At 62.8% G+C, this 22,380-nt stretch carries 24 protein-coding genes and 1 other RNA gene; 4 read left to right on the forward strand and 21 right to left on the reverse strand.

Annotation, left to right across the window (positions count from 1 at the left end):
* Positions 1-324: 324 nt before the first annotated feature.
* A complete protein-coding gene (locus H9529_RS04090) occupies positions 325-1,782 on the reverse strand; it encodes an N-acetylmuramoyl-L-alanine amidase family protein (RefSeq protein ID WP_223814288.1) in 1,458 nt (485 codons plus the stop codon).
* A gap of 238 nt (positions 1,783-2,020) precedes the next feature.
* Here H9529_RS04090 and H9529_RS04095 point away from each other — a divergent pair, with 238 nt between their 5' ends.
* A complete protein-coding gene (locus H9529_RS04095) occupies positions 2,021-2,869 on the forward strand; it encodes a DsbA family protein (protein ID WP_223814289.1) in 849 nt (282 codons plus the stop codon).
* A gap of 407 nt (positions 2,870-3,276) precedes the next feature.
* Here the strand turns inward: H9529_RS04095 and H9529_RS04100 are convergent, their stop codons facing one another.
* The 10 genes from H9529_RS04100 to H9529_RS04145 all read right to left on the reverse strand — a co-directional run bounded on the left by H9529_RS04100 (position 3,277) and on the right by H9529_RS04145 (position 12,738).
* On the reverse strand, positions 3,277-4,443 hold the full coding sequence (locus tag H9529_RS04100) for a M20 aminoacylase family protein (RefSeq protein WP_092889534.1): 1,167 nt from the start codon (positions 4,441-4,443) through the stop codon (positions 3,277-3,279).
* A 314-nt stretch (positions 4,444-4,757) separates the two neighbouring features.
* Positions 4,758-5,201: a tellurite resistance TerB family protein gene (locus H9529_RS04105; protein WP_176847114.1), complete on the reverse strand. Its 444-nt coding sequence runs from the start codon at positions 5,199-5,201 to the stop codon at positions 4,758-4,760.
* A 174-nt stretch (positions 5,202-5,375) separates the two neighbouring features.
* Positions 5,376-6,155, reverse strand: coding sequence for an enoyl-CoA hydratase-related protein (locus H9529_RS04110; protein WP_092889886.1), 780 nt, complete (start codon positions 6,153-6,155; stop codon positions 5,376-5,378).
* Positions 6,156-6,532: 377 nt separating this feature from the next.
* On the reverse strand, positions 6,533-6,997 hold the full coding sequence (locus H9529_RS04115; RefSeq protein WP_092889525.1) for a cytochrome c-type biogenesis protein: 465 nt from the start codon (positions 6,995-6,997) through the stop codon (positions 6,533-6,535).
* Complete coding sequence (locus tag H9529_RS04120; protein ID WP_092889522.1) at positions 6,961-7,269, reverse strand: hypothetical protein; 309 nt, start codon at positions 7,267-7,269, stop codon at positions 6,961-6,963. Before H9529_RS04120 ends, H9529_RS04115 begins: the two co-directional genes overlap by 37 nt.
* 36 nt (positions 7,270-7,305) lie before the next feature.
* Complete coding sequence (locus H9529_RS04125) at positions 7,306-9,288, reverse strand: heme lyase CcmF/NrfE family subunit (protein ID WP_092889883.1); 1,983 nt, start codon at positions 9,286-9,288, stop codon at positions 7,306-7,308.
* Between the two features lie 184 nt (positions 9,289-9,472).
* Positions 9,473-10,072, reverse strand: coding sequence for a holin family protein (locus H9529_RS04130; RefSeq protein ID WP_092889519.1), 600 nt, complete (start codon positions 10,070-10,072; stop codon positions 9,473-9,475).
* A complete protein-coding gene (locus tag H9529_RS04135) occupies positions 10,063-10,686 on the reverse strand; it encodes a holin-associated N-acetylmuramidase (protein WP_092889516.1) in 624 nt (207 codons plus the stop codon). The genes H9529_RS04130 and H9529_RS04135 overlap by 10 nt, the downstream gene beginning before the upstream one ends.
* Before the next feature lie 494 nt (positions 10,687-11,180).
* On the reverse strand, positions 11,181-12,170 hold the full coding sequence (locus H9529_RS04140; RefSeq protein ID WP_092889513.1) for an MDR family oxidoreductase: 990 nt from the start codon (positions 12,168-12,170) through the stop codon (positions 11,181-11,183).
* Positions 12,171-12,216: 46 nt separating this feature from the next.
* Positions 12,217-12,738 (reverse strand): DinB family protein, encoded by a 522-nt coding sequence (locus tag H9529_RS04145; protein WP_092889510.1) that lies wholly within the window; start codon positions 12,736-12,738, stop codon positions 12,217-12,219.
* Positions 12,739-12,837: 99 nt separating this feature from the next.
* On the opposite strand from H9529_RS04145, the gene ssrA reads away from it, so the two are divergent.
* Positions 12,838-13,185: a transfer-messenger RNA gene (gene ssrA, locus H9529_RS04150) on the forward strand.
* Positions 13,186-13,224: 39 nt separating this feature from the next.
* On the opposite strand, the gene H9529_RS20605 is transcribed toward ssrA, so the two are convergent.
* From H9529_RS20605 to H9529_RS04195, 9 genes are all read right to left on the reverse strand, one after another.
* Entirely contained in the window at positions 13,225-13,893 is a 669-nt protein-coding gene (locus H9529_RS20605) for a tyrosine-type recombinase/integrase (protein WP_223814290.1), read from the reverse strand.
* Between the two features lie 394 nt (positions 13,894-14,287).
* The gene (locus tag H9529_RS04160) at positions 14,288-14,458 is read right to left on the reverse strand and encodes a helix-turn-helix transcriptional regulator (RefSeq protein WP_223814291.1); all 171 of its coding nucleotides are present in this window, start codon (positions 14,456-14,458) and stop codon (positions 14,288-14,290) included.
* 270 nt (positions 14,459-14,728) lie between these two features.
* On the reverse strand, positions 14,729-16,078 hold the full coding sequence (locus H9529_RS04165) for a phage major capsid protein (RefSeq protein ID WP_218132147.1): 1,350 nt from the start codon (positions 16,076-16,078) through the stop codon (positions 14,729-14,731).
* A gap of 106 nt (positions 16,079-16,184) precedes the next feature.
* Positions 16,185-16,928 (reverse strand): head maturation protease, ClpP-related, encoded by a 744-nt coding sequence (locus tag H9529_RS04170; protein WP_143033511.1) that lies wholly within the window; start codon positions 16,926-16,928, stop codon positions 16,185-16,187.
* Positions 16,929-17,057: 129 nt separating this feature from the next.
* Positions 17,058-17,591 (reverse strand): hypothetical protein, encoded by a 534-nt coding sequence (locus tag H9529_RS04175; RefSeq protein WP_092889494.1) that lies wholly within the window; start codon positions 17,589-17,591, stop codon positions 17,058-17,060.
* Positions 17,592-17,745: 154 nt separating this feature from the next.
* Positions 17,746-18,177: a hypothetical protein gene (locus tag H9529_RS04180; RefSeq protein ID WP_092889491.1), complete on the reverse strand. Its 432-nt coding sequence runs from the start codon at positions 18,175-18,177 to the stop codon at positions 17,746-17,748.
* The gene (locus H9529_RS04185) at positions 18,174-18,383 is read right to left on the reverse strand and encodes a hypothetical protein (protein ID WP_092889488.1); all 210 of its coding nucleotides are present in this window, start codon (positions 18,381-18,383) and stop codon (positions 18,174-18,176) included. Before H9529_RS04185 ends, H9529_RS04180 begins: the two co-directional genes overlap by 4 nt.
* Positions 18,380-18,574 (reverse strand): hypothetical protein, encoded by a 195-nt coding sequence (locus H9529_RS04190; protein ID WP_092889485.1) that lies wholly within the window; start codon positions 18,572-18,574, stop codon positions 18,380-18,382. The genes H9529_RS04185 and H9529_RS04190 overlap by 4 nt, the downstream gene beginning before the upstream one ends.
* A gap of 21 nt (positions 18,575-18,595) precedes the next feature.
* Positions 18,596-18,751: an Arc family DNA-binding protein gene (locus tag H9529_RS04195; RefSeq protein WP_092889482.1), complete on the reverse strand. Its 156-nt coding sequence runs from the start codon at positions 18,749-18,751 to the stop codon at positions 18,596-18,598.
* A 94-nt stretch (positions 18,752-18,845) separates the two neighbouring features.
* Between H9529_RS04195 and H9529_RS04200 the strand changes: the two genes are divergently transcribed.
* Together H9529_RS04200 and H9529_RS04205 are read left to right on the forward strand one after the other, a co-directional pair.
* Positions 18,846-19,157, forward strand: a complete 312-nt coding sequence (locus H9529_RS04200) for an Arc family DNA-binding protein (protein ID WP_092889479.1) — start codon at positions 18,846-18,848, stop codon at positions 19,155-19,157.
* Positions 19,158-19,357: 200 nt separating this feature from the next.
* Positions 19,358-20,326, forward strand: coding sequence for a hypothetical protein (locus H9529_RS04205; protein WP_092889476.1), 969 nt, complete (start codon positions 19,358-19,360; stop codon positions 20,324-20,326).
* Positions 20,327-21,140: 814 nt separating this feature from the next.
* Here the strand turns inward: H9529_RS04205 and H9529_RS04210 are convergent.
* Entirely contained in the window at positions 21,141-22,046 is a 906-nt protein-coding gene (locus tag H9529_RS04210) for a helix-turn-helix domain-containing protein (protein ID WP_092889473.1), read from the reverse strand.
* Positions 22,047-22,380: the final 334 nt, after the last annotated feature.

Genomic DNA, 22,380 nt, shown 5'->3' on the forward strand with positions numbered 1-22,380 from the left:
GGCTGTGTGGTGCGGTTCCCTTGGGGCTGCCGGACGGCATCCGGAAGGGGGCGCAGGCGGAACGCCCTATGCCTTCGATCCCGGCGCGGCCAACGCCGCCATTTGGCATCCCGCCCCGGCAGGGCTGCTACACAAGTGCGCCGCCATTCTGGGCAGCCCAAAGTCCCTGTCAGGCCAGTGAACACCGACCGTGCGTGTGCGCAACAGGCAGAGCATCGCATTTTCCCGCCCGCACAAACCACGCGCCCCGGCGGGACCGTTCCAGCCCACAAAACTGCGGCCCCAAGGCGGCAGCTTCATATCGACAGGGTGGCGCAGCACCCCCTACCGGCGCACCCGTTCGGCATCGGCAATGTCTGCCACCAGCCAATCCCCGACGCCCGCGACGATCGCCTGCGCAACGCGCGCGCGCCAGACCGGGTCGGTCAGGTTCGCACGGTCGCGCGGGCTGGACAGAAAGCCCAGCTCCAGCAACAGCGCCGGAATATCGGGCGCCCGCAGGACCGAGAAGGCACCGCTTTGGCGCGGATGGCTGTGCAGCCGCACACCGCCCTGCCCGATCGCCCCGATAATCGCCCCCGCCAGCCGGTCGGTGCGCGGCGCGGTCTCTACCCGGGCCAGCGACATCAACACATTGGCAATCACATCGTCGCTGTGGCGCAGATCGACCCCGGCCAGCAGGTCGGCACGGTCATGGCGTGCGGCCAGCGTGGCGGTGGCCGCGTCCGAGGCGTCTTCAGACAAGGTGTAAACCGTGGCGCCCGTGGCCACCCCCTCTTCCAGCGCGTCAGCATGCAGCGACAAGAACACATCCGCCCCCGCCGCCCGCGCGGCGCGCACCCGCCCGTCGAGCGAGACGAAGACATCCGCCGCGCGCGTCAGCACCACGCGGTAATCGCCGGCGCGGATGAAGGCATCGTGCAACTCCCGCGCGAAGGTCAGCATCAGATCACTTTCGCGCACGCCGTTCCGCTCTGCCCCCGGGTCGAACCCGCCATGACCGGGGTCCAGCACCACCACGGTCGGGCGCTGGCCCAGGGGCGCGGCGCGCGCGGGGACGTCGGCGACCGCCGACGGGGCGATGCCCTCAGGCGGCGAGAGGCTTTGGGCAAAGCGCGCCGCATCCACCGGCATCAGCCGCAGCGCGATACGCGCCACCCCTGTGCCATCGGCCACCCGCATGCCTGCGCTTTGCACGCCAAACGGCCCGGCCATGGTGATCAGCAGCCGTGACATGCCTGCACCGGGTCCACCGCGCGCAGTATCGCCGACCCCATCCCCCGCGACAGGGGCCACACCGCTGTGGAGTCCGGTCACGCTACTGGCCTGACCCAAAAGCGAAACATCCCCCGATGCCGCCCAGTCCACCCGGTCGAAATCCAAAGCCAGCCGGGGCGGGTTATCGAAGATCCGCACGCGGTATGGCACGGGCTGCGACAGCGTCAGATCCAGCGCCACACCGCCGCCCGGCAAATCCGACAGCGACGATTGCGCCACATCCAGCCGCGCCAGCCCGCCCAGAGGCTGCGCCTGCGCCGCGCCCATGGAAAGTGCCGACGCCAGCACGCACCCCGTTGCGCAAGCCCGCAGCGGCGCCACGCGCGCCCCGACCGACATACCACACGGCGCACCCCGATGCGCACAGACGCGCACAACATTCCGGACATGCGCCACCGCCAGACGCAGCGCGACGCGCAACGCGTGCCCCAACTCAAACCGCCCTGCCCCTTGCTGCCGCACCTGCACCTGCACCTGCACCTGTCCCGATCGTTCCCGTTGCATTTAAACTCTGCCCGCCGACATAACAGCGCCCGCCCCTTCATATCAACTTCATAGATAACCTGCATATGCACAGGGCGGTTCATCACGTCTGCGTAAATCCCGCGTCCCCCGAGCCTGCCACCTTGATCTTTCGCTTCAGGCCGGGTTTACAGGAAGCAGCGGGCAAAGGCATGGGCCCGCAGGGGCCGGGCAAGGGCGATGGTTCCGCAAGGGCAAGGCAAGCACGAGGGTTTTTGCGATGAAAGAATTCAACGATCATCTTTTGGTTGTGGGGGGCAGCTTTGCTGCGGCGGCGCTGATCATGTTGGCCGCCGGGACGGCGCTGACCCCTGCACCGACGCCTGCCGTGGTCGAACCTGCCGTGATCGAGGCTGCTGGTACCAACCCGGCCGCGCCCTCCAGCACTGAGGAAACTGCCATCGCCGGGCTCGACCGCGCCGCTTTCGGGACCGAAGTACGCCGCTACCTGCTGGACAACCCCGAGGTTATCTTCGAGGCCGTCGCCGAATATGAACGCCGCACCACCGCCCAGCAGGGCGAGATGGACGCGACGCTGGTCGAAATCAACTATGACGCGATCTTCAACGACGGCCATTCCTGGGTCGGCGGCAACCCCGATGGCGACATCACCCTGGTCGAGTTCATGGACTACCAATGCAGCTTCTGCCGCCGCGCCCATCCTGAAGTGTTGCAGCTTCTGGAACAGGACGGCAATATCCGCTTCATCGTGAAGGAATTCCCGATCCTGGGGCCGCAATCCGAAGTCGCCTCGCGCTTTGCCATCGCGGTGCACCAGCTGGGCGGCGACGATGCCTACCAGCAAGCGCATGACGCGATGATGGAACTGGAAGGCGCCGTGACGAATGAGGCGCTGGACGAGATCGCGGCGGGCCTGAACCTTGACCTCGACGCGGTGCAGGCGCGGATGAATGCGGACGAAGTGACCACGATCATCGAAGAAAACCGCGCCCTCGCCCAACGCCTGCAAATCAGCGGCACGCCAACCTTCGTTCTGGAAAGCGAACTGCTGCGCGGCTTCATGCCTGCCGACGCAATGCAGCAGGTCGCCGACGACCTGCGCGGCTGAGGCAGCCCCCGCGCGCCCAACCCCCGACCGCCGCGCTGTCCCTGTGCCTGACAGGGATGCCTGCGGCGGCGCTGTGCCTGCGGCGGCGGGGAGCCAGCAGCGACGTTGCGCACATGATCGGCGGCAGGGTTTAGCGGCAAGGACGGAAGCCTGCGGCGGCGCTGTGCCTGCGGCGGCGGGGAGCCAGCAGCGACGTTGCGCACATGATCAGCGGCAGGGTTGAGCGGCAAGGACGGAAGCCTGCGGCGGCGCTGTGCCTGCGGCAGCGGGAAGCCAGCAGCGACGTTGCGCACATGATCGGCGGCAGGGTATAGCGGCAAGGACGGAAGCCTGCGGCGGCGCTGTGCCTGCGGCGGCGGGGCAGCGCGCGGCGGCAGGAAAGCCGCTTGTGCTGCCCGGCGTTCCGCTCAGGATTGCAGGGGCATGCGGTCCTCGATGATCCCGGCCCACCAGGAACAGCCCAACGGAATGATCTCATCGTTGAAATTGTATTCCGGATGGTGGACCGAGGCGCCCGGGCCGTTGCCGACCAGGATATACGCGCCAGGGCGCTCTTCCAGCATATAGGCGAAATCTTCACCCCCCATGACCAGCGGCGCCTCGACACAATCGCCCGCCACGCGGCGCGCCACGTCCGCCGCGAATGCCGTCTGATCGGGCGCGTTCACCATCACCGGATAGCCCAGTTCATACTCCAGTTCCGCCACCGCGCCGTATGCCTTCGCGGTGAGGTCGATCAGCGCGCTCACACGCTCTTGCGCCTGTACGCGCACGCCCGCATCCAGCGTGCGCACGGTCCCGCGCAGCTCGACCCGTGGCGGGATCACGTTATAGGCATCCGATTCGGTGCGGAAGGACGTGACCGAGACCACCACCTGCTGCGTCGGATCCACATTGCGGCTGGCCACCGATTGCAGCGCCAGCACGATATGGCTGGCCACCACCGTGGGGTCGATGGTTTCTTGCGGCTTGGCGGCATGGCCGCCCCTTCCCACCACCTGCACGGTGAACTGGTCGGTGGCGGCGAAAAACCCGCCCTCACGGATGCCGAACTGGCCTGCGGGCATGCCGGGCCAGTTGTGCATGCCGTACACTTCCTGCACGTTCCACCGCGCCATCAGGCCTGCGTCGCACATGACCTTTGCGCCGCCGCCGCCCTCTTCGGCAGGCTGGAAGATCACCACCGCCGTGCCGTCGAAATTCCGCGTCTCGGCCAGGTATTGCGCCGCGCCCAGCAGCATGGCGGTATGGCCATCATGGCCGCAGGCATGCATCTTTCCAGGCGTTTGCGAGGCATAGTCCAGCCCCGTTGCCTCCATGATCGGCAGGGCGTCCATATCGGCGCGCAGGCCGATCACGCGATCTGACGCCGCCCCGCGCCCCCGGATGACGCCGACAACGCCGGTGCCCGCGATCCCTTCGACCACCTCGTCGCAGCCAAAAGCCCGCAGACGCTCGGCCACCAGCCCGGCGGTGCGGTGGCAGTCAAAGTTCAATTCCGGGTTCTGGTGCAGATCGCGGCGCCATTCGGTGATCTGGGGGTGCATCTCGGCAAATCGGTTCTTCACGGGCATGGGTAACATCCTTCTGTTGCTGCCACATTGCCGCAGCCCGCAGCGGGGTGCAAGCGGCAGAGGGGCGCGCGAAGACCATGAAGCCCGGGCGGCAGGCGCATCACCGAAGGGCCACGACACCCGCGGGCCGATGGATGAACCCTTTACGCGCCGTCAGACCAAGGAGGCACATTCGCAGGCCTGATCGACGGCCAGCGGGAATCCGCAAGAAGTCACGCGCGGCGCCTTGGGATCGCGCTGTCCTGTCAGCCCAGCCCCGTCAGCCCACCCCGTCAGCCCACCCCAGTCAGCCCAGCCCCGTCAGCCTGTGGCCATCATCCAGCGCGGGCAAGTACCCGTTGCCGCGCCGCCGCGCTTTCATGGTCGCTGACGGCCAGCAGCGGGGCGATATGGCGCATCAGCGCGCTTTCATGCGGGTCACGGTGATGATCGACCAGCACGACCTGCCACAACCCCTCGATCAGCGCCACGCGGTCTTCATCCGACAGCGCGGATTTGGTGACTCGGGTGAACCGCACGATGTCGGACGCCTCGGCCTGCGCGACCTCACCCTGTGCGCGCAGAGCCAGGGCGGCATCGGGGTTAAGGTCGAACATATCGGCCAGCAAGCCGCCCACGGCGATCCGTTCGGCGTCGTCATAACTGCCATCGGCGCGCGCAGCCTCGATCAAGACGGCGCAGACCGCCACATCGGGCGCGACTTCATCACGCGATGCCGCGCGCCCGGCGCCGAACATGCCTTTGAGGACATCAATCATCGTCAACCTCCTGTCTGGGGTGGCGTGCACCCGCATCTGGCGGGCCAGTCAAACCCGGACTGCCGCATAAAGCCAGAGTGTGGGGCGACACAACCCATCACCTTTTGCTGACCAGCAAGGTTTTGCGGCAGCGCAGCGGGGACAGGCCCCGCCCGTATACCTCGGCAAGGCTGCTCAGCGCCCTTCGAACGCCGCATCGCGCTTTTCCATGAAGGCCATCACGCCTTCGCGGAAATCGCGGGTCTTGCCCAGATTACCCTGCAACTGCGCCTCCAGGGTCAACTGCCCCTCCAGCGTCTGCGCCGTACTGGCCCGCAGCGCCTGCCGGATCGCGGCATAGGCACGCGTGGGCCCCTTGGCCAGGTGCTCCGCCCGGTCGCGCCACATGGCGTCAAAACCGGAATCGGGCACGCATTGCCAGATCATGCCCCAGTCGGCGGCCTGCCTGGCGGTGATCTTGTCGGCAAACAGCATGGCCCCCATGGCGCGGGCAAGGCCCATCTGACGCGGCAGCCAGTATGTACCGCCCGCATCCGGCATCAGCCCGATGCGGCTGAAGGCCTGAAGGAAGGTCGCGCTCTCGGTCGCGATGACCACGTCGGTGGCCAGCGCCAGGCTGACCCCCGCGCCCGCCGCCGTGCCATTGACCGCCGCCACCACCGGCACCGGGCAATCATAAATCGCATGCAGCAGGGGCTCATATTCCTCGCGCAAGACACGCTCCAGATCCAGATCGGCGGCCGAGGTGCTCCCGTCGCCCAGATCCTGCCCCGAGCAAAACGCCCGCCCCGCGCCGGTCAGAACCAGCGCACGCATCCGTCCGCCAAGATCGCGCAGCGCATACAGCAGTTCCGCCCGCATCTGCGCGTTCAGCGCATTCATCACCTCGGGACGGTTGAGGGTGATGACACCCAGCCCCTCGGCAGTCTCGATCGTCAATGTCTTGTAGTCCATCGCAGCCCCCGGGGGTTTGAAACCTTGCGCAGCATAGCCCATGTTGCGCGGCAGATGGTATCGGTTCTGGCCTGATGCCCGCAGAAATCAAGGGGTTCCGTTGCGGGTGCCGCACCGTGATGCTTCCAGCAGCGGCACAGGCGGGCACATCGGCACAGGATCGGGGCCTTCGTGTGGGGCAATGGTCACGGGCGTGGCGGGGTAAGGAGGCAAGCGCGGCGCGCACCCCTTCCCGCGTCACCCCGGGACAGCATCAATTCGGGACAGCATCAATTCGGAACGTCTTCAGCCCTGCGGCCTTCGACACGGTCGCAAATCAACCCTACTGGGCCTCCAGCCGCCCTCCCCTGCACCCCACAGAAAGCGCGCGCGGCGCCTCACTCGCTCTCCAACTCCCGCAGGCGCGCGCGTTCCGCATCGGTCAGCGTGGCCGACGCGGTTTCGGGCATGGTGGCGCGGCGGCGCAGGTAGATCACCGCGGTACCCAAAGCCAACAGGAACAGGACCGGACCCGAGATCCACAAGATCAGATTCGCGCCATCGGTCTGCGGGCGCAGCAGCGCATATTCCCCGTAGCGCGCAACGATATATTCGATCACCTGGGCGTCGCTGTCGCCCTCGGTAAGGCGTTCGCGCACCAGAAGGCGCATGTCGCGCGCCAGATCGGCATTGGATTCGTCGATGCTTTCATTGCGACACACCATGCAGCGCAACCCTTCAGAGATGTCGCGCGCGCGTTCTTCCATCACGGGGTCGTCCAACACCTCGTCGGGCTGGACGGCCAGCGCGGGTGTGCCCAGCAGCATCACCGCCATCGCGGCCACGCCAAGCGCTGACGCCATGCGGCCAGCAAGACTGGGGCCAGTAAGACCGGGGCCAGCAAGACCGGGGCCAGCAAGACCGGGGCCAGCAAGACCGGGGCCAGCAGAACCACGATCAGCAGAACCGGGGCGCGCAGAACCCTGGCCACCAAAACCGACGTCAGCGAAACCAGCACCGACGAAACCAGCACCGGCAAAACCAGCACCAATGCGCCGCGCCGCGCGACCGAGCGCCGGGAACACCACCGCCAGAACCCGACGGAACAGCCGGCGCGGGCGCGCCTGCCCCACACGGGTCGGCCGCAACCGGCCCTCTGCCCGCATCCCCATCATTCCGCCGGCACCGCGCCCTTGGGCCCAGACGCGCGCTTCTTTGCCCCGGCGGCGACGCGGTAGCGCCGGTCGCTCAGGCTCAGGAAACCGCCCAGCGCCATGATGATGCAGCCGCCCCAGACCCAATTGGCAAACGGCTTGATGTAGGTGCGCAACGCCCAGCCGCCGCCCTGTTGCGGATCGCCAAGCGCCAGATACACGTCACGGGTGAAGCCGTAATCGATGCCCGCCTCGGTCGTCGGCATGCCCGCCACCGGGTAGATGCGCTTTTCGGGCGTCAGTTGCGCCACCAATCGCCCGTCCTCTTCCACATCCACAAACGCCATGGTCGAGGTGTAATTCGCCCCCTCCAACTGCTGCACATCGCGCAGCGTCATGGTGTAGCCGTTATGGGTGAACGGCTGGTCTATCTGCACGACGCGGATGTCCTCGGATTCCCACCCCGTCAGCGCCGCGACAGCAAAGACGGTGATGCCAAAGCCGGAATGTGCCGTGGCCTTGCCCCAATCGGCGCGCGGCAGCCGCGTCAGGCGGCGCAGACGCCCCGCCAGCGGCCCGCGCCCGGTGCGGGTCAGCAGGTCCGCGCCCGCGCCCAGCACGACCCACAGGCCCAGGACCACGCCCACAGGGACCAGCGCCGACTGCCCCGTCTGCATCGCCCAGACCAGCGCGCCCATGGCAATGGCAAAGAGCGCCACACCCAACAAGGGCTGCATGGTACGCGTCAGCACGCCGCGCTTCCACGGCATCAGCGCGCCGACGGGCAAGATCATCGCCAGCGCCACCATGAAGGGCGTGAAGGCCATGTCGAAGAACGGCGGGCCGACCGACAGCACGCGGTCAAACAACATCTCGGCAATCAGCGGCCACATGGTGCCAACGAAAACCACGAAGGACGATACCGCCAGCAAGACATTGTTCATCACCAGCGCAGATTCGCGCGAGATGGTGGAAAACACGCCTTTCGCCTCCATCACCCCCGCGCGCAACGCGAACAGGAACAGCGATCCGCCCATGAAGAACGCCAGGATCATCAAGATGAACACGCCGCGCTCTGGATCATTGGCGAATGCATGCACCGACGTCAGCAGCCCCGACCGGACAATGAATGTCCCGATCAGCGAGAAGCCAAAGCCCAGAATGGCCAGCAAGATCGTCCAGCTTTTCAGCGTCTCGCGCTTTTCCACCACGATGGCGCTGTGCAACAGGGCAGCCGCAAAGAGCCACGGCATCAGGCTGGCGTTCTCCACCGGGTCCCAGAACCAGAACCCGCCCCAGCCGAGTTCGTAATACGCCCACCAGGATCCCAGCGCGATGCCGATGGTCAGGAAGATCCAGGCGGCCAGCGTCCAGGGCCGCACCCAGCGGCCCCATGCGGCGTCCACCCGCCCCTCGATCAGGGCGGCAACGGCAAAGCTGAACGACATCGACAGCCCGACATAGCCCAGATACAGGAACGGCGGATGGAAGGCCAACCCGGGGTCTTGCAACAACGGGTTCAGGTCGGTCCCGTCAAAGGGTGCGAACATCAACCGCTCAAACGGGTTCGAGGTGAAAAGCATGAAGGCCATGAACGCCGCCGCGATCGACGATTGCACCGCCAGCACGCGGGCCTGAAGGCTGACCGGCAGGTTGCCCCCGAACCACGCGGCACATGCGCCAAACAGCGTCAGGATCAGCACCCACAGCAGCAGCGACCCCTCGTGGTTGCCCCAGACGCCCGAAATCTTGTAGAGCAGCGGCTTGGCGGTATGCGAATTGTCCACCACCAGCGCGACCGAGAAATCCGAGGTCACGAAGGCATAGGTCAGCGCGGCAAAGCTGAAGGCCACCAGAATGAACTGCGTCGTGGCCATCGGATTGGCAAGGCCCATCCAGTCGGACCATCCCTTGTGGGCGCCGACCATGGGAATGACTGACTGGGCCAGCGAAATCGCAAATGCCAAGATCAGCGCGAAATGTCCGAGTTCTACTATCATGCTCATGTTATAGGCACAGATCCCGGCCATCGCAAAGACCTGACGCTCGGCCATCACGCGGTATTCAGCCGCAGGGGGCAGGCGGTCAGGCAGGCAGCCCGCCGCATCGCGCCGCAAATGAAGACGGGGATACTGACGCACCCCCGTTTCGTGATCCCCACCCTTCAGCGCCGCAACATCCCGCTCAGGAAGCCCGCGCCATCCAGTCGCGCAATGCCGGGTTGGCCTGAGCAGGGTCTCGCCCCGATTCTGGCCCCGCATCTGGCACGTATCCTGGCGTGGTGCGCCCCACTCCCGGCGACACCGCCGCATCCCCTTGGCCCTGCGTCGCACCTGCCGCCGCCGCCGCCGGTGCCGCCGGCCGCGCAACCTGCCAGCCACTGCGCAGATGGTGCGATTCGCGCGCGCCAAAGTAGAACGCCACCACCGCGCCCAGCAGCCACCAAAGCGGCTCGGGCACCGTGGCCAACCCCTCCATGCGCACGGCAAACCCCGAAGGATCGCGCATCGCATAGACGAACAGCGCCAGCGTACCCAGCGCCAGCAGCGGGCGCGGCAGCCGGTTCAGCCCGTTCACAAACCCATCGAACCAGCCGGTGCGGGCATGCTGAAACTCGGCCCCATGGGTGGCATGCGCTGCCATGTAGGCGTCGTGGCCCAGCTCCATCGCGCGGGTGGCATTGGGGCGGAACACCTCGGCCACGCCGCGCACCCCGTCGCCCAGCGCACTGGCATTGCCCGCCGTGCCAAAGATCAACCCGAAAAGCGACCGCATCAACCCCATGATGCCACCCGTGCCTGATGTTGCGCGGCGCTCAGGTGATAGGCCGGGCGAATGAACTCTTCAGCGCGGGTGATCCAGCCCCCCTTGCCGCCGTCGCGCCTGCGCGCGAATTTGCGGCTGGCCGGGCGCCTGTCGGCCAGCGCGTAGTAATAGTTGCGCCGCGCAATGCCGTAGGCATCGACCAGATGGTCGGGCGCATCCGCCATCGCCTGATGCACCACCCGGATCGTTTGCGGCCCGATCACGCCGTCCACCGCCAGATCGTGCCCCATATCCAGACACAGCTTTTGCAAGATACGCACCGCATTCGCCCCCGCATTGACCTGCATGTCAAAGACCGAGGCCTGAAGCGGCTCGGGCAGCGCATCAATCCGGGGCAGTTTGAAATACGAATCGATGAAGATCTCCACGGCTTGGGCCCGGCTCAGCGCGCGCACATCCGCCGTGGTCACCTGCCCGTCTTCGGTCAGATCAAGGCCCAGCCGCCGCATGGTGTGGATCGTGACCCCGAAATGCGTGGCCCCGCCGGGATCGTCGGGATCGTTCACATAGCCGCCCTCACGGGCGACGATATCGAGCGCGATCTGGCGGACACGCGCGGAAACACTGCTCATCGGGGTTCTCCGTTGCTGTGGAACACCCCGGTAGTGATGCCTCAGGGTTGGTTACCGCCCCGATAGCGGGGGGCGCGCGGGCTTAACCCCGCGTTCACCTTTGCGGACGGGCGATCGGGGCAGACCATGCCGCCAAAGACGCGCCTGCAACCGCAAGATCACGCCTGTCACTGGAACCGGTGCGGCGGCAGCTCGAAAAACCGCTTGACAATGCCGCATGACCTTATCCGGGATAAGGTTTCGCCCCTTGCGCGCCGCCTGGCCCACAGGATCTGGCAGATCAGATCTGCAAAAACCCACCGCAGCCACCGGCCAAGACCCCGCAAACCTTCCCGGCGGATATGCCTTGGCCTCGCACCAACCCGCACCAACCCGCGAGAAACCAAGATGCGGCTCCGTTCACGCTGCATGCAAAACAGGATTTCCCGAAAATAGGCGAAATTCATCGAAACATATCAGAATCAAGCGGTCAGCCCATCGCCGACGTCCTGCCATCACCCGTTTACATCCACAACCACGCGGCCCTGCACCTGCCCCTTCAGGATCTCGGCGCCCAGCCCCGGCCGATCAGCCAGCGTGGCGGGGCGAATCATCGCCTCCAATTGCGCCATCGGCAAATCGGCGGCGATCCGCGCCCAGGCGCGCACCCGGTCGTCATAGGGCCGCATCACCGAATCGATGCCCAACAGGTTCACGCCGCGCAGCAAGAACGGGATCACCGTCGCGGGCAGATCCGCCCCCCCCGCCAGCCCGACCGCCGCAACCGAGCCGCCATATTGCATCTGTCCCAACACGCGGGCCAGCATCACGCTGCCCACCGCATCGACGCAGCCCGCCCATGCCTCGGCCTCCAGCGGGCGCTTGATGGCTTCGGACAGGTCGGCGCGCGCAATGATCCGCGCGGCCCCCAGATCACGCAGGTAATCGCCCAGTTCGGGCCGCCCGGTCACGGCCGCGACGCGGTATCCCAGCGCGGCCAGCAGCGCCACCGCGACCGAGCCGACGCCGCCCGCAGCCCCGGTTACCAACACCTCGCCCCGCTCAGGCGTCACCCCGTGATCCTCCAGCGCCATCACCGCCAGCATCGCGGTAAACCCCGCCGTGCCCACCGCCATGGCCTGCCGTGTGGTCAGGCCCGCGGGCAGCGGCACCAACCAGTCGGCATTGACCCGGGCGCGGGTGGCATAACCGCCCCAATGCACCTCGCCCACCCGCCAGCCGGTCAGCACCACCTTGTCGCCCGGCACATACCGGGGGTCGTCGCTGGCCTCGACCGTTCCGGCAAAGTCGATCCCCGGCACATGCGGATAGGTCCGTACCAACCCGCCCCCAGAACCAAGGCACATCCCGTCCTTGTAGTTCAGGGTCGAATATTCCACCGCGACCGTCACATTGCCGGGCGGCAGATCGCCCAGCGGCAGTTGCTTCACCCCGGCGTGGGTCTTGCCGTCGGCGTCTTTCTCTACGACCAATGCGGTGAACATCGCTTGTCTCCCTTGTTGCGCGCGAAGACATCGCCGCGCGTTCATCTCAAAATCGCGATGCCGCTCCGGCGTCGGGCATCAAGAACAGATCGGTTGTGGGGGCGGAGGTACCGGCATCACTCAGCATGGCATGGATCTGGCCACGGTGATGTGTCTGGTGGTTGAACATATGCACCAGCAACACGTCGATGGGGCGCGAGACTTCAGTGCCCAGCACGCCGGAATGCCAACTGAGCGTCCCCACCAGATCATCCGCGCCCAGCCCCGCCGCCCAACGCGTGATGCGACGGTCGAGGTCCTCCCGCGCGGCGCGCCACGCCGCAAGGCCGGGGAATATCCCGGCGCTGTCTGCCAGCACCACCTCCGGCGCTTGCCCCCCACCAAAGCGCGCCATCCAGACCTGATCGGCCCACAAAACGTGGTTCGCCGTCCCCAGGATCGAGCCCCAGAACGCCCCCCGCCCGGCCCGCAGCGCCGCCTCGTCGAGGCCCCCCATAGCATGGTCCATCTGGCCGTTCTGCCAGGCGTTATAGGCGGCCATGTGGCGGACATAGTCGGGCGTGATCATGACCCGTCCTTTCTTGCAACCCTGCCGCTCAGTGTCGAAGCGCGACGCCCAAAGATCAATCCCCCATGGTTGCCTGTCTTTTCACCGCACCGCACAATCCCTCTTTTCAAACCGCCCATGCATCCCTATATCTGAAGTGTCCTTCGGGACTATGGACATAAACGCGCTCGTAATACGCGGATCGGACCCGGGGGCGGTACCCGGCGGCTCCACCAAACACCCTTCATTTGGGGGTCATGGGGCCGAAACAGGATCGACGAACGTCTAAAGGGGTTAGCTTTGTCTCGGTGAGGTACCACCGTTACCGGTCCGAAAAGTACAATTGCAAATGACAATCGTGCTCCGGTTGCAGTTGCTGCGTAAGCAGTAACAAGACCGAAAACTAAGCCCTTGCGCCTAGCAGCGTAAGGCGGGGTCCGCAGGCACCTGGCAACAGAAGCCTGCACTTCCCTTCGCATACATCAAGTATTTGATTACCTTGATTTTTCATTTTACAGTTTTCCATTGTTTTACAGTTTTGTCCTGCTTGCGTTCTCGCAGTTCACGCAAGACGGCTTGGCCGCCCGCTTTCCGGTCGGCATACCGGCTGTAACGCTCGATCATTTCCACCGACATTCCGACCATGTCAGATATTTGCTGTCCGCTGTGCCCGGCCTGCCGAAGCCGGATAACCGCGTTTGCGCGAAGACCGTGCCATACCGCCCCTTCAAGCTGCGGATATGCCTCGCGTGCCTGATCGAAAATCTTCCACATCTGATTTGCAGTGACGGGCTTCCCGGCGTTTTTTCCGGTTTCTTGTAGCAGGAACGGCCCGGGCCGTTTTTCCCAACCCTGCATTTCGGCCTCCAATTCCGGGAAGATCGGGCACCACGGCTGAACCCCTGTTTTCTTCTGCGGCAGGTTGAAACCGCCCTCATCAACATCGGTCCATCCAAGGCGCACTACGTCGCTGATCCGCTGGCCGGTCCAGCGCCCCAGCAGGTAGGCCCTGCGCAACGTGCCGGTGAAATTATCATCAGCGATTTTCAGTTGTTCGACCGTCCATGGCCGGTGCCCTTCGCCTTTATCAAAATGCGGAACACCTTGTGTCGGATCTCGGGCGAGTAGATCACGCGGCCCCATGGCCCAACGCGACATCGCCCGCAGGGCGTCCAAGGTGTTATTCGCGGTACCCGGACGATCTGCGCCGATCTTTTCGATCAGCGCAAGAACATGAGCCGGGCGAAGGCTTGCCGCTGGCAGATCGCCCCAGGCGTTGCGAATGTGCTTCAGGTGGCGGCGGTAGTGTTCCTGCGTACCAGGCGACAGTTTGCGTGGCAGGCCCGGCCACGCGGTTTCATAGGCGTCGATCAGCGCGCCTATCGTGTCGGTCGGAACTGACCCGCCAGCGCCCTGCGCCTGCCGTATCGCGTTCCAGAATTCCGGCTTCGTAGGGTCGTTCGGCAAAGGGATGCGCTGCCCGGCGTGGCTGGTCCCCCTGCCCGTCTGAAAATAGAAATACTCGCGCCCGCGCGAAATAACCTTATGCACGCTTCGGGGCAACGATACCTTAGCTGACATTTGAAATCCCCTGCATGAACGGATCGGCCTCCGGCCCGGCGGCGCTGGCACTTAGCGATGCATCCACCTGCGCCCAATTCCAGCGGACTGAACCGCCTACTCTGATAGGCTTCGGCAGGATGCCGCGTTGCACGAGGTTGTCCACAGTTGACACGGACATATCCAATTCCTTCGCCAAGGTTGCCTTGGAGACGTAAGAGGGCGGCCGGTCGCCGGATATGTCCCGTCGCGCCGCCATCAGGCCACCTTGAAACCAACCGCCCACACAAGCGGGGCAGAAACAAGTCGCTTGGAAGGGGCACATCGCCGGGGCATTTAGCTCTCTCAAAACTTCATGGTTTGTGTCGGTCAGTGCAGATCGCTTGAAGCCTGCACGTATACTTGAGCCGGAGTCAGCCGGGGCCGCGCTATGCAGCCCCGGCAGTGAGCATTATGCGCCCGAATTTTTGTACCAAGAGGCCCACGAGACAAAACGCGCGTCCAGCGCCCAGACACGGCGGAATTCGGTGCCCAAGGTTTCCCAGCCCGGTTTGGATTCGACGCGCGGGGCCTTGCCGCCATCAAGGAAAGCATGGGCCAAGCCGTCTGCACTGGCCGGGTTGGCGATCAGATACCAAGCGTTCGGGTCGGTCAGTGCCACCTCAACAATAATTTCCAGCGCACCCGAAAAGGGGTTCGTATCGCTGGTTTTGGTGGCGTTGATCTCCGCTACAGCCTGTTGGGCGATGGTTTCCAGCGCGGGCGGCACGATAATGGCCCACGGCTCGTAGGCGTAGAATTCACCCTGTTGGCCACGCTGGCCGCGCAAGGCTTGGCGGGCGGCTGACAGAGTGGTAAGGCCGGGCGCGCCGCCGCTTGCAGAAAGGTTGCCATGGTCCGCATGGAACACGGTTTTTCCGTCTGACATAAGGTGCCCAGAGCCATCGTTTGCCAGAAGGGGTTCGACCAGGGCACGGCGCAAGCGCTCGGTTGCGCCAATGGTCATTTTCTGCGCAATCTGCCCCATCAAGTCCAAATCATCATTTGCGATGGCCTGATTCGACACACGGAAAAGCGCGCCAAAGTCCCGCGGGGTCGGTTTGAATTCCCCGGTTTCATCAATGGTGACGTGTTTGATTTCGCCACCTTCTCGGACCTCTTGCGGCATCCCGGAACCCGACAGGCCCAAAAGCTTCGTCTGGCGGTAGCTGTTGGCCTCGACCTCGTGCGACGCGCGCGCAAGGGCCGGCTGAATGCTGGTCATGTTGCGCGCGACCGTATTGCCGATAGCGCCCTCAAGAACCTGCGCAAAGTCGCTGGTGCTGTGCATCGCCATGCGCACGGCTTCGGCCTCATTGAACGGGCTGCGGCCATGGGCGCGGCAATGATGCGCGGCCATTTGCCCGAGTGTCATATTGGCGAATTGCGCACCTTGGCGGGGCGTGTGGCGGCGATCAATGCGGGCGGTCAAGCCGTCGATCATTGCCGCGCCAAGCCCTGCCAGAGCGTTTACACGGGCGCTGCTCGGTCCGTGGGGGTTGATGCGCACGCGATCTTGTGGACGGCCATGTTTTTGGTCCATGACCAGCCGCAGAAGGCTTTTCGCCTTGGGAATTTCGCTATCGGAAAGCGCATCATCATCTTCGCCCGCGCCCTCGGCTTCATCGGATTGACGCTCCAAAAGCGCGGCCTGAAACAATTCGCGCAACTCCTTGTCGGGAATGCCGTTGCGTTTGGCATAGGCCAAAAGCCCCTTGATTTCGGAAACAAGGGCGTCTTCAACGTCCTCCGGCGTCTCCATGTAAGGGGCGACCAAACTTGCCCAAGCGGGCTTGATCCCCTTTTCTTCGAGGCGCATTTGAACCCCGGCCAAATGGCGCGCGGGAACAGTCCCCGCGTGTTGAAGCTTAAAGTGAAGCATCTTCGGTTTCCTTTTTTTTGGGTGCGGGCGAAACGGTCGCCCATCCGTTCTTGCGGGCCAGCTCCAAAAGCTGCGCAGGCGCGGCTTTAAAGCTGAAATAATTGGCGCGGGCCGCGATCTTGGCCCCGCCCGCCCGCTGGATTTTGTCGGCAAATCGCAGGGAAACCGCTTCTTCAGCGGTCAACCATGTTTCGTCTTTCATCCAGGCCAAAACCCGTTCTACAGGGTGCCCGGTATGGCGCGCATAGGTGCCAGCATAGCCGAGAGACATCTTGTCCAGCGTGTCAGCGATCTGGCGCAAAAAGTCGGCGGGACCATCGGTAAACACAGATGGTTCATGCAGCATCAAAACAGCGGCTTCATGAATTGTGACCTGATAACAGGACACGGCCACCAAACTGGCGGCGCTGGCCGCTATCCCTTCGATATGGCCGGTTACGCGGCCATGACGTTCAATCGCTGCGGCCATCGCCGCGCCATCAGGGGCGCTGCCCCCCGGCGAATTGATATACAGCGCAACGGCGCCGGGGTTGTCGTCGAGAAAGCGCGACAGCTTCACCGCGTCGCCTTCACCGATCACCCCCGAAAGATCATAACGCGCATTCATTGCCGCGCCCGCCCGCACAGCAAAGCAATCGCGGGCGGCGCGAAGTCGAAAGGAAATTCGACGGATTTTTTTATCAGCACTTTGCCACCCTCGGCTGTGCGGTCCTTCAAATACAGATTGCACTGATAATAGCGCCGCCCATCGACAACACGGGTTGGCTCGATCAGGCTGAACAGGTCCAATTCATGGAACGGCGCGGGAACGGCGACGGTCGCGGAAAAGGTTGGGGGGAGCATGCTCACGGTCAGGCCCTCAATAAATGCCATCCATGACCCAAGCGGGCCGGGGGTCATATTCGTTGATCAGATCGAACTCAACGGCACGGGGCAAAACGAACCGCGAAACTTCGCTGGCGTTCACCATGACAACGCGCTGCACCTCGGGAGCGTCGGTCTTTTCTGCGATCTGTGCGGCGATATCAGCGAATGTGCCCACAAAAATCGCGCGGGGCGTCAAATCCTCGAACTTGCGGAACTGGACAAGCGCAACAAACACATCGGTGTCGGGTTGGTCTTGAAAGGCATAGGCCAGCTTGAAGGCCGCGTTCTCAGCGGCATGACGTGCGCTTTCCACATCGATGCCCCCATCGCTGGTAAACTCCAGCATCATCCGCAGCTCGAACGCATTGCAGACGCTGTAATCCGCGCGCTTTTTCCCCTTTTCGGACTCGGGGTCGTGAAGCTCTGACAGCGACGTCACAAAAAAGGGCAAGCGGTCATTGTACAGGTAGTTGTCAAACCGTTTTTCCTCACAGTCTGCCAGATAGATGATTGCACGGCGTTTCATGTGTTCCCCTTTCGTGGGATTTTCTCTTCATGAAAAGAGTTAATGAGCATGGCGACTCCTGTCAAGAAACTCTTTTTTGGAAGTGAAGTTTCAGGGGCTGAAACCCGATGCCACAAAGGCTAGGTAAAGTGGACACCACGCGCCAAGACAGTCGCTAATGTCGCGCGCTGTCCGTCTGGTTGCTCAAGATGTCTGCTATGCGGTCTAGCTGGCGGGTTGCGCGGCAAAGCGCGTCCGAGAGTTGGTAAGCCACATAAAGGGCGGCATCGCGGCTTTGCTCACTTCCTTCAAGGTAGCCTTCACTCACCATCGCCCCAAGCGCGTAGGACAAGTGCAAGGCCTCTTGGACCCCGGCGGGGTGTTTTTTGCCGTTGTCACTCATGAGCTTCAGGGCAGCACGGATAGCCTCTTGGGGATCTGTCGGCAGGCTATCCAGGTACGCTTTCTGCCGGGCGCGTAGTACTTCGGCGTGCGCGACCGTGCCTCGAAAGAGCGGCTCAACGCACAGGGCGAGGCCCTGGCATTGATCGTTCTCCCATCGCGTCACAGGTTCAGCCACCGGATTGCTTTTGTGTTCGACGCTCATTGAATTTCACCCGTGGGAATATTCAGAGAGTCGAGGCGGTCGTTCAAATCGCGGGCCATGTTCTCGGCGACATAGATCAGGGCAGCCTGCCCGTGTTGACATTCGGACGCGCCTTGCAGGTACGCGACTGCATTCAGCAGGCCAGACAGGTTACAGGCAACGCTCTGTGCATCTTCCAGGTGTTGGCGCAAGGATGGACCAGTCATGCCGCACCCCCGATCAGCTTTTCGCAACGGCGCAGCGCTGACCGGACATAGGACCGGGCTTCGCGTTCGCTCTGGCTGTAGCCTTGCGGGCGCGCCGTGGCGTCCAGTGCCAGAACAAGCATGTCGCTGATTTCAAACAGGGTTTCAGCAGGCAAGCCGGTATCGGCCCCTGTCTTGGGGGTGTCGGTCATTCTAATCCCTTTCGGTGTGGGTCAGGTGGTTGCGGGTTCTGAGTGACGGTCCATGCGCTCGCGGATTGCGCGGATCACTTCGCTGTTCTGCGAAGAACCGTTGATAGCGGCCTGTGCCTCAATCCATTCTTTCAGATCGGCGGGCAGTCGTATGGCGATTGGGCGACAGTCTCTCATCGGAACCTCGTGATATTACCGTAATTCATATTACGGTAATATCATTGACCGTCAAGAATTAAAATCACAGTGATATCAAAAAGAGGAGCGCTAAATGTCAGATGGTAAGCCGGGGCGAGGTTCCGATCAGTTTGCTTTGAGACTGCCGGACGGTATGCGCGACAGGATCAAGGCTGCCGCCGACACGAACAACCGCAGCATGAACGCGGAGATTGTTGCGACCCTAGAACGTGCCTATCCGGTCCCAAAGCGGGCCAGCGACTTCGACAAGGTAATCTCGCAGGTGATGGCGGACGGCGTGACCCGCAGCATTGAGCGACCCGACACCACGGTTTATTTTTCGAAGACCGAAGATGGCCGGGTGATTCTGGACGTTGTTGATAACGCCGAAATTCGGGACACCTGATCACATGAACCGCGCGATCGTCGCCACAACCGGAGAACGTGCGGCGCGGAATCAGCCACCTTTCCAAGCGGAATTGATCCAGCAGATATTGAAGCCGACCAAGCTATGAGAGACGCAATTAGCAAGCGGCCCTGCGTATCAAACGCAACAAAGGAAGTTGTTACAGATGACCGTGGTTGACTCAATGGTTTAATGCCTAAATGATTTTCCGTTATGGGGGTAGTCATTTGAAAACTGAGTTCAGGCATTCTGGCAAGTATACAGCCACAACCTTCAACATAGATGAGGTCATTGCATCCCTCTCAGCACAGAAAACCCTGATTGAAGAGGGCGTGAATTTTCTCGCTGAACTTGATCCAGACTTCGACCTAGACAGGGTGACGGTAAGGGTAGAGTCTATTAAGACAGGCACCTTAGGGTGGGACCTTCTGATCGAGGTCTACGGTAAGTACCAAAGTAACATTGAGGACCGGGTAACAGGTAGTTTAGAAGAAATGTTCGGCATCGACATCCCGGCGGAGTATGAGGGCATCGTCACGTTGGCAACGCTGGCGGTGACCTATGTTGTCGCTCGATATGCCTATGACAGGGTATCCCGGTCGCGTGGTGAGACTTCCAGCACAGCACCGATCATCACGGGGGATAACAACGTGGTCATCCAGCAGATTTCGAGCATTGTTGGACAAGACCCTTTGTTTATAGAGAAGGCCCTTGAGCGAAGCCTCCCTCCATCAAAAAGAAGAGCATTGATCCCCAAGGTCGCCGACTTTCTTCGCCCATCAAAGAAGGACAAAACCGCCAAAATAGAGCTCCAGAACTCACCCGATATAGAGGCGGCGGCACTGGCTGAATTTCCTAGCGACGCTGATCTGAAGGCGGTTGACGACAGCACTATCATAGATGTCGAAGGAGCTACCTTGGATATCCGAGGCACAGATCGAGACAAGATCAACACTGGTTGGTACGCTATCGTGATGAACGACGAGCGGTTTCCAAAACGCCTACCGATGGACCTATACCCAACAGTGGACCCAGAAGATTTAGCGAAGTATCAGCGGGTGTTGGCGAACCTTGCGATTGAGTGTGAACGTCAGCCAGATAGGACGCTGAAGCCCAAGCGCATTCACTTGCTGTCGTTTGTCGCCCCACTAAGTGATCCAGACATGTAGACTCTGAACTCGCCGACATCGAAAAGGCACGCAAGCACGAACTTGCCGCGCATTGGTGTCGATATGCTGGGCCACATCATCGCGCCCGTTGATTTGCCCCCGCTCACCCACGATCCGCCGGGCATGCTGTCCAGGCATTGCACCCGGCCCGTAACCTCGATTTCCGGCCCGCTGGCGGCGTCCACCCCCACGCAGCCACCTGCCCCCCCCGCCTGATCCCAACTTGCCCGCCCAGCGCGCCGCTCGTGGCGCTGGCGGAGACAACACAGGGGAACGATGCAGGCAAGGGCACCACACAGCCCTTGCCTGCGGTCGGTCTGGCCCTGACCAGACCTTGCGCCGCGCACCCGGAAAGGTATCGGGGCCGCGCACTCTCGAGGTTTTCCCACTCGCCGAGTAACGGGGCCGCTTTTGGGGGCATCCCCAGGGCGCGACCTGCCAATTCGTCAAAATGTCTCATGCTACCTTTGCTTAACTTGGCGTTGTTAAGGCTTAGTCCGCTGTTAAGCTTAATAAAACTACCGGGGTGCGAATTACCCGCGTGGGGCGCAGCCGGGAAGGACCCAAAGGGGGGTAAGGGGGGGGCTGACAGGTTTTAGCGGCCCGTCTGAATTGCATCCTCCCGGGTTTTTCCGACACGGCGTTGCCGGAATTTCCGACACGGCTCTTGCTGTCTGTGTCGGTTTTTCCGACACGGCTTTCTGTGGCGTTTCTGGCGTGGTTTCGCCTTCATCACTGGTAGGAAGCTCGCGCTTGTTCCTGGGGTCAACGCTGCGAATGCGCTGTCCATCACCCCGCATCAGGCATCCGACGTTCATGTGATGATCCCAGCACGGCGCAGCTGCACAGCGTCAACAAGCCCTTCCGCGATCATGCAAGCCGCAATTTCTTTCGAGATCGCGCTTTGGGGTGCGTATCCCCCGCTTTGGATTTTCTTAGCCCAGAACACTGCAGCCCTGCTTACCACCAGTGAATCAGCCGCTTCGCCAGCCTGATCTGGGAAATCTTCCCATCGCCGGTTGTCCAACCAGCTATCAGCATAGCAAACATACCTCGGCGCGTTCCCGGCCTGCTCGGCGCGATACCGTTCGGCGGCTGTCAACAGCCTTGCAACCGGCACCCCGTCGCTGACGGCCTTTGCCAGCAGCTTTCGGCACCGTTCCCGGTTTCGTGGTCTCGGGTGTGCTTTCCAGAATTCATCGAATTGATCCTGGGTGATTGCGGCGCTTGCGCCGCCAACATATTCTGAACAAGATTCCTTTACGGTTCCAGTACGGTTTGGGTGCAGCTCCTGCACCCCATGGGGTGCAGCTCCTGCACGGGTGGGGTGCATCTCCTGCACGGGTGCAGCTCCTGCACCCCTCTGATTTTGTCCATCTGGTGGCAGTTCTCCACGCTCGGATTTGGCCTTTTTGACCGCCTCTTGCTGCGTCGGCTCCAACGTTTTCACCACGTCCAGACAGATGCGATATTCAACTGTGTACCCATGCGCGCAGCGTCGATTGCCGACCTCTGCAATCAAGCCCGACTGCACCATGTCATCGACCGCCACCTGAACGGTGCGTTTACCGTATTCGAGATCGCGCGCGATGGTGCTCTTGCTGCACCACACGCCGGTGCCGTCATCACTCGCACACCCTGCCATGTACAGCAGGATGGATTTGCGCGTAGGCGAACCGACAATGCGTTTCTGCACAAGGGCGCTGACTATATTGCTCATGCTGGCACCCCGCAAAGCATGCCATGCAGTGCCGCACCTATGGGCGCCAAAACTGTTTTACAGTGCCTTGTTTTGTTCTGCGCTTGTTCTGCTTTCGTCCCATGATGATTGAAAACTGCAAGCATTTGAAAACATTGACCATTGGCTGAATATTTTGGAAGCCTGCACTTTTCTGTTACATTTCCTTGATACATGTCCGCTGACGGGGCGCGCTGTTGCGTGGCTTTCGTCCGGGCGCGGCCATGGTCGGCGCCTTTCCCTGCTGCGTTGCGCGCGCGGGCACCACACTGGCACCGTGCGGCAAGCAACGCTAAGCTTGACCGACACGCCCACG

Source organism: Roseicitreum antarcticum (assembly GCF_014681765.1).
Classification (GTDB): domain Bacteria; phylum Pseudomonadota; class Alphaproteobacteria; order Rhodobacterales; family Rhodobacteraceae; genus Roseicitreum; species Roseicitreum antarcticum.

What these genes read in the sequence shown, in the direction of transcription:
- H9529_RS04200 (WP_092889479.1), top strand. Translation starts at nt 18,846, where the DNA reads ATGTCAGATGGTAAGCCGGGGCGAGGTTCCGATCAGTTTGCTTTGAGA.
- H9529_RS04130 (WP_092889519.1), bottom strand. Translation starts at nt 10,072, where the DNA reads ATGGGGTTGATGCGGTCGCTTTTCGGGTTGATCTTTGGCACGGCGGGC.
- H9529_RS04180 (WP_092889491.1), bottom strand. Translation starts at nt 18,177, where the DNA reads ATGAGCGTCGAACACAAAAGCAATCCGGTGGCTGAACCTGTGACGCGA.
- H9529_RS04145 (WP_092889510.1), bottom strand. Translation starts at nt 12,738, where the DNA reads ATGATCACGCCCGACTATGTCCGCCACATGGCCGCCTATAACGCCTGG.
- H9529_RS04105 (WP_176847114.1), bottom strand. Translation starts at nt 5,201, where the DNA reads ATGATTGATGTCCTCAAAGGCATGTTCGGCGCCGGGCGCGCGGCATCG.
- H9529_RS04115 (WP_092889525.1), bottom strand. Translation starts at nt 6,997, where the DNA reads ATGGCGTCAGCGCTTGGCGTGGCCGCGATGGCGGTGATGCTGCTGGGC.
- H9529_RS04110 (WP_092889886.1), bottom strand. Translation starts at nt 6,155, where the DNA reads ATGGACTACAAGACATTGACGATCGAGACTGCCGAGGGGCTGGGTGTC.
- H9529_RS04205 (WP_092889476.1), top strand. Translation starts at nt 19,358, where the DNA reads ATGATTTTCCGTTATGGGGGTAGTCATTTGAAAACTGAGTTCAGGCAT.
- H9529_RS04125 (WP_092889883.1), bottom strand. Translation starts at nt 9,288, where the DNA reads ATGATAGTAGAACTCGGACATTTCGCGCTGATCTTGGCATTTGCGATT.
- H9529_RS04100 (WP_092889534.1), bottom strand. Translation starts at nt 4,443, where the DNA reads ATGCCCGTGAAGAACCGATTTGCCGAGATGCACCCCCAGATCACCGAA.
- H9529_RS04185 (WP_092889488.1), bottom strand. Translation starts at nt 18,383, where the DNA reads ATGACTGGTCCATCCTTGCGCCAACACCTGGAAGATGCACAGAGCGTT.
- H9529_RS04210 (WP_092889473.1), bottom strand. Translation starts at nt 22,046, where the DNA reads ATGAGCAATATAGTCAGCGCCCTTGTGCAGAAACGCATTGTCGGTTCG.
- H9529_RS04135 (WP_092889516.1), bottom strand. Translation starts at nt 10,686, where the DNA reads ATGAGCAGTGTTTCCGCGCGTGTCCGCCAGATCGCGCTCGATATCGTC.
- H9529_RS04195 (WP_092889482.1), bottom strand. Translation starts at nt 18,751, where the DNA reads ATGAGAGACTGTCGCCCAATCGCCATACGACTGCCCGCCGATCTGAAA.
- H9529_RS04165 (WP_218132147.1), bottom strand. Translation starts at nt 16,078, where the DNA reads ATGGAGACGCCGGAGGACGTTGAAGACGCCCTTGTTTCCGAAATCAAG.
- H9529_RS04175 (WP_092889494.1), bottom strand. Translation starts at nt 17,591, where the DNA reads ATGAAACGCCGTGCAATCATCTATCTGGCAGACTGTGAGGAAAAACGG.
- H9529_RS04140 (WP_092889513.1), bottom strand. Translation starts at nt 12,170, where the DNA reads ATGTTCACCGCATTGGTCGTAGAGAAAGACGCCGACGGCAAGACCCAC.
- H9529_RS04160 (WP_223814291.1), bottom strand. Translation starts at nt 14,458, where the DNA reads ATGTCCGTGTCAACTGTGGACAACCTCGTGCAACGCGGCATCCTGCCG.
- H9529_RS04190 (WP_092889485.1), bottom strand. Translation starts at nt 18,574, where the DNA reads ATGACCGACACCCCCAAGACAGGGGCCGATACCGGCTTGCCTGCTGAA.
- H9529_RS04090 (WP_223814288.1), bottom strand. Translation starts at nt 1,782, where the DNA reads ATGCAACGGGAACGATCGGGACAGGTGCAGGTGCAGGTGCAGGTGCGG.
- H9529_RS04095 (WP_223814289.1), top strand. Translation starts at nt 2,021, where the DNA reads ATGAAAGAATTCAACGATCATCTTTTGGTTGTGGGGGGCAGCTTTGCT.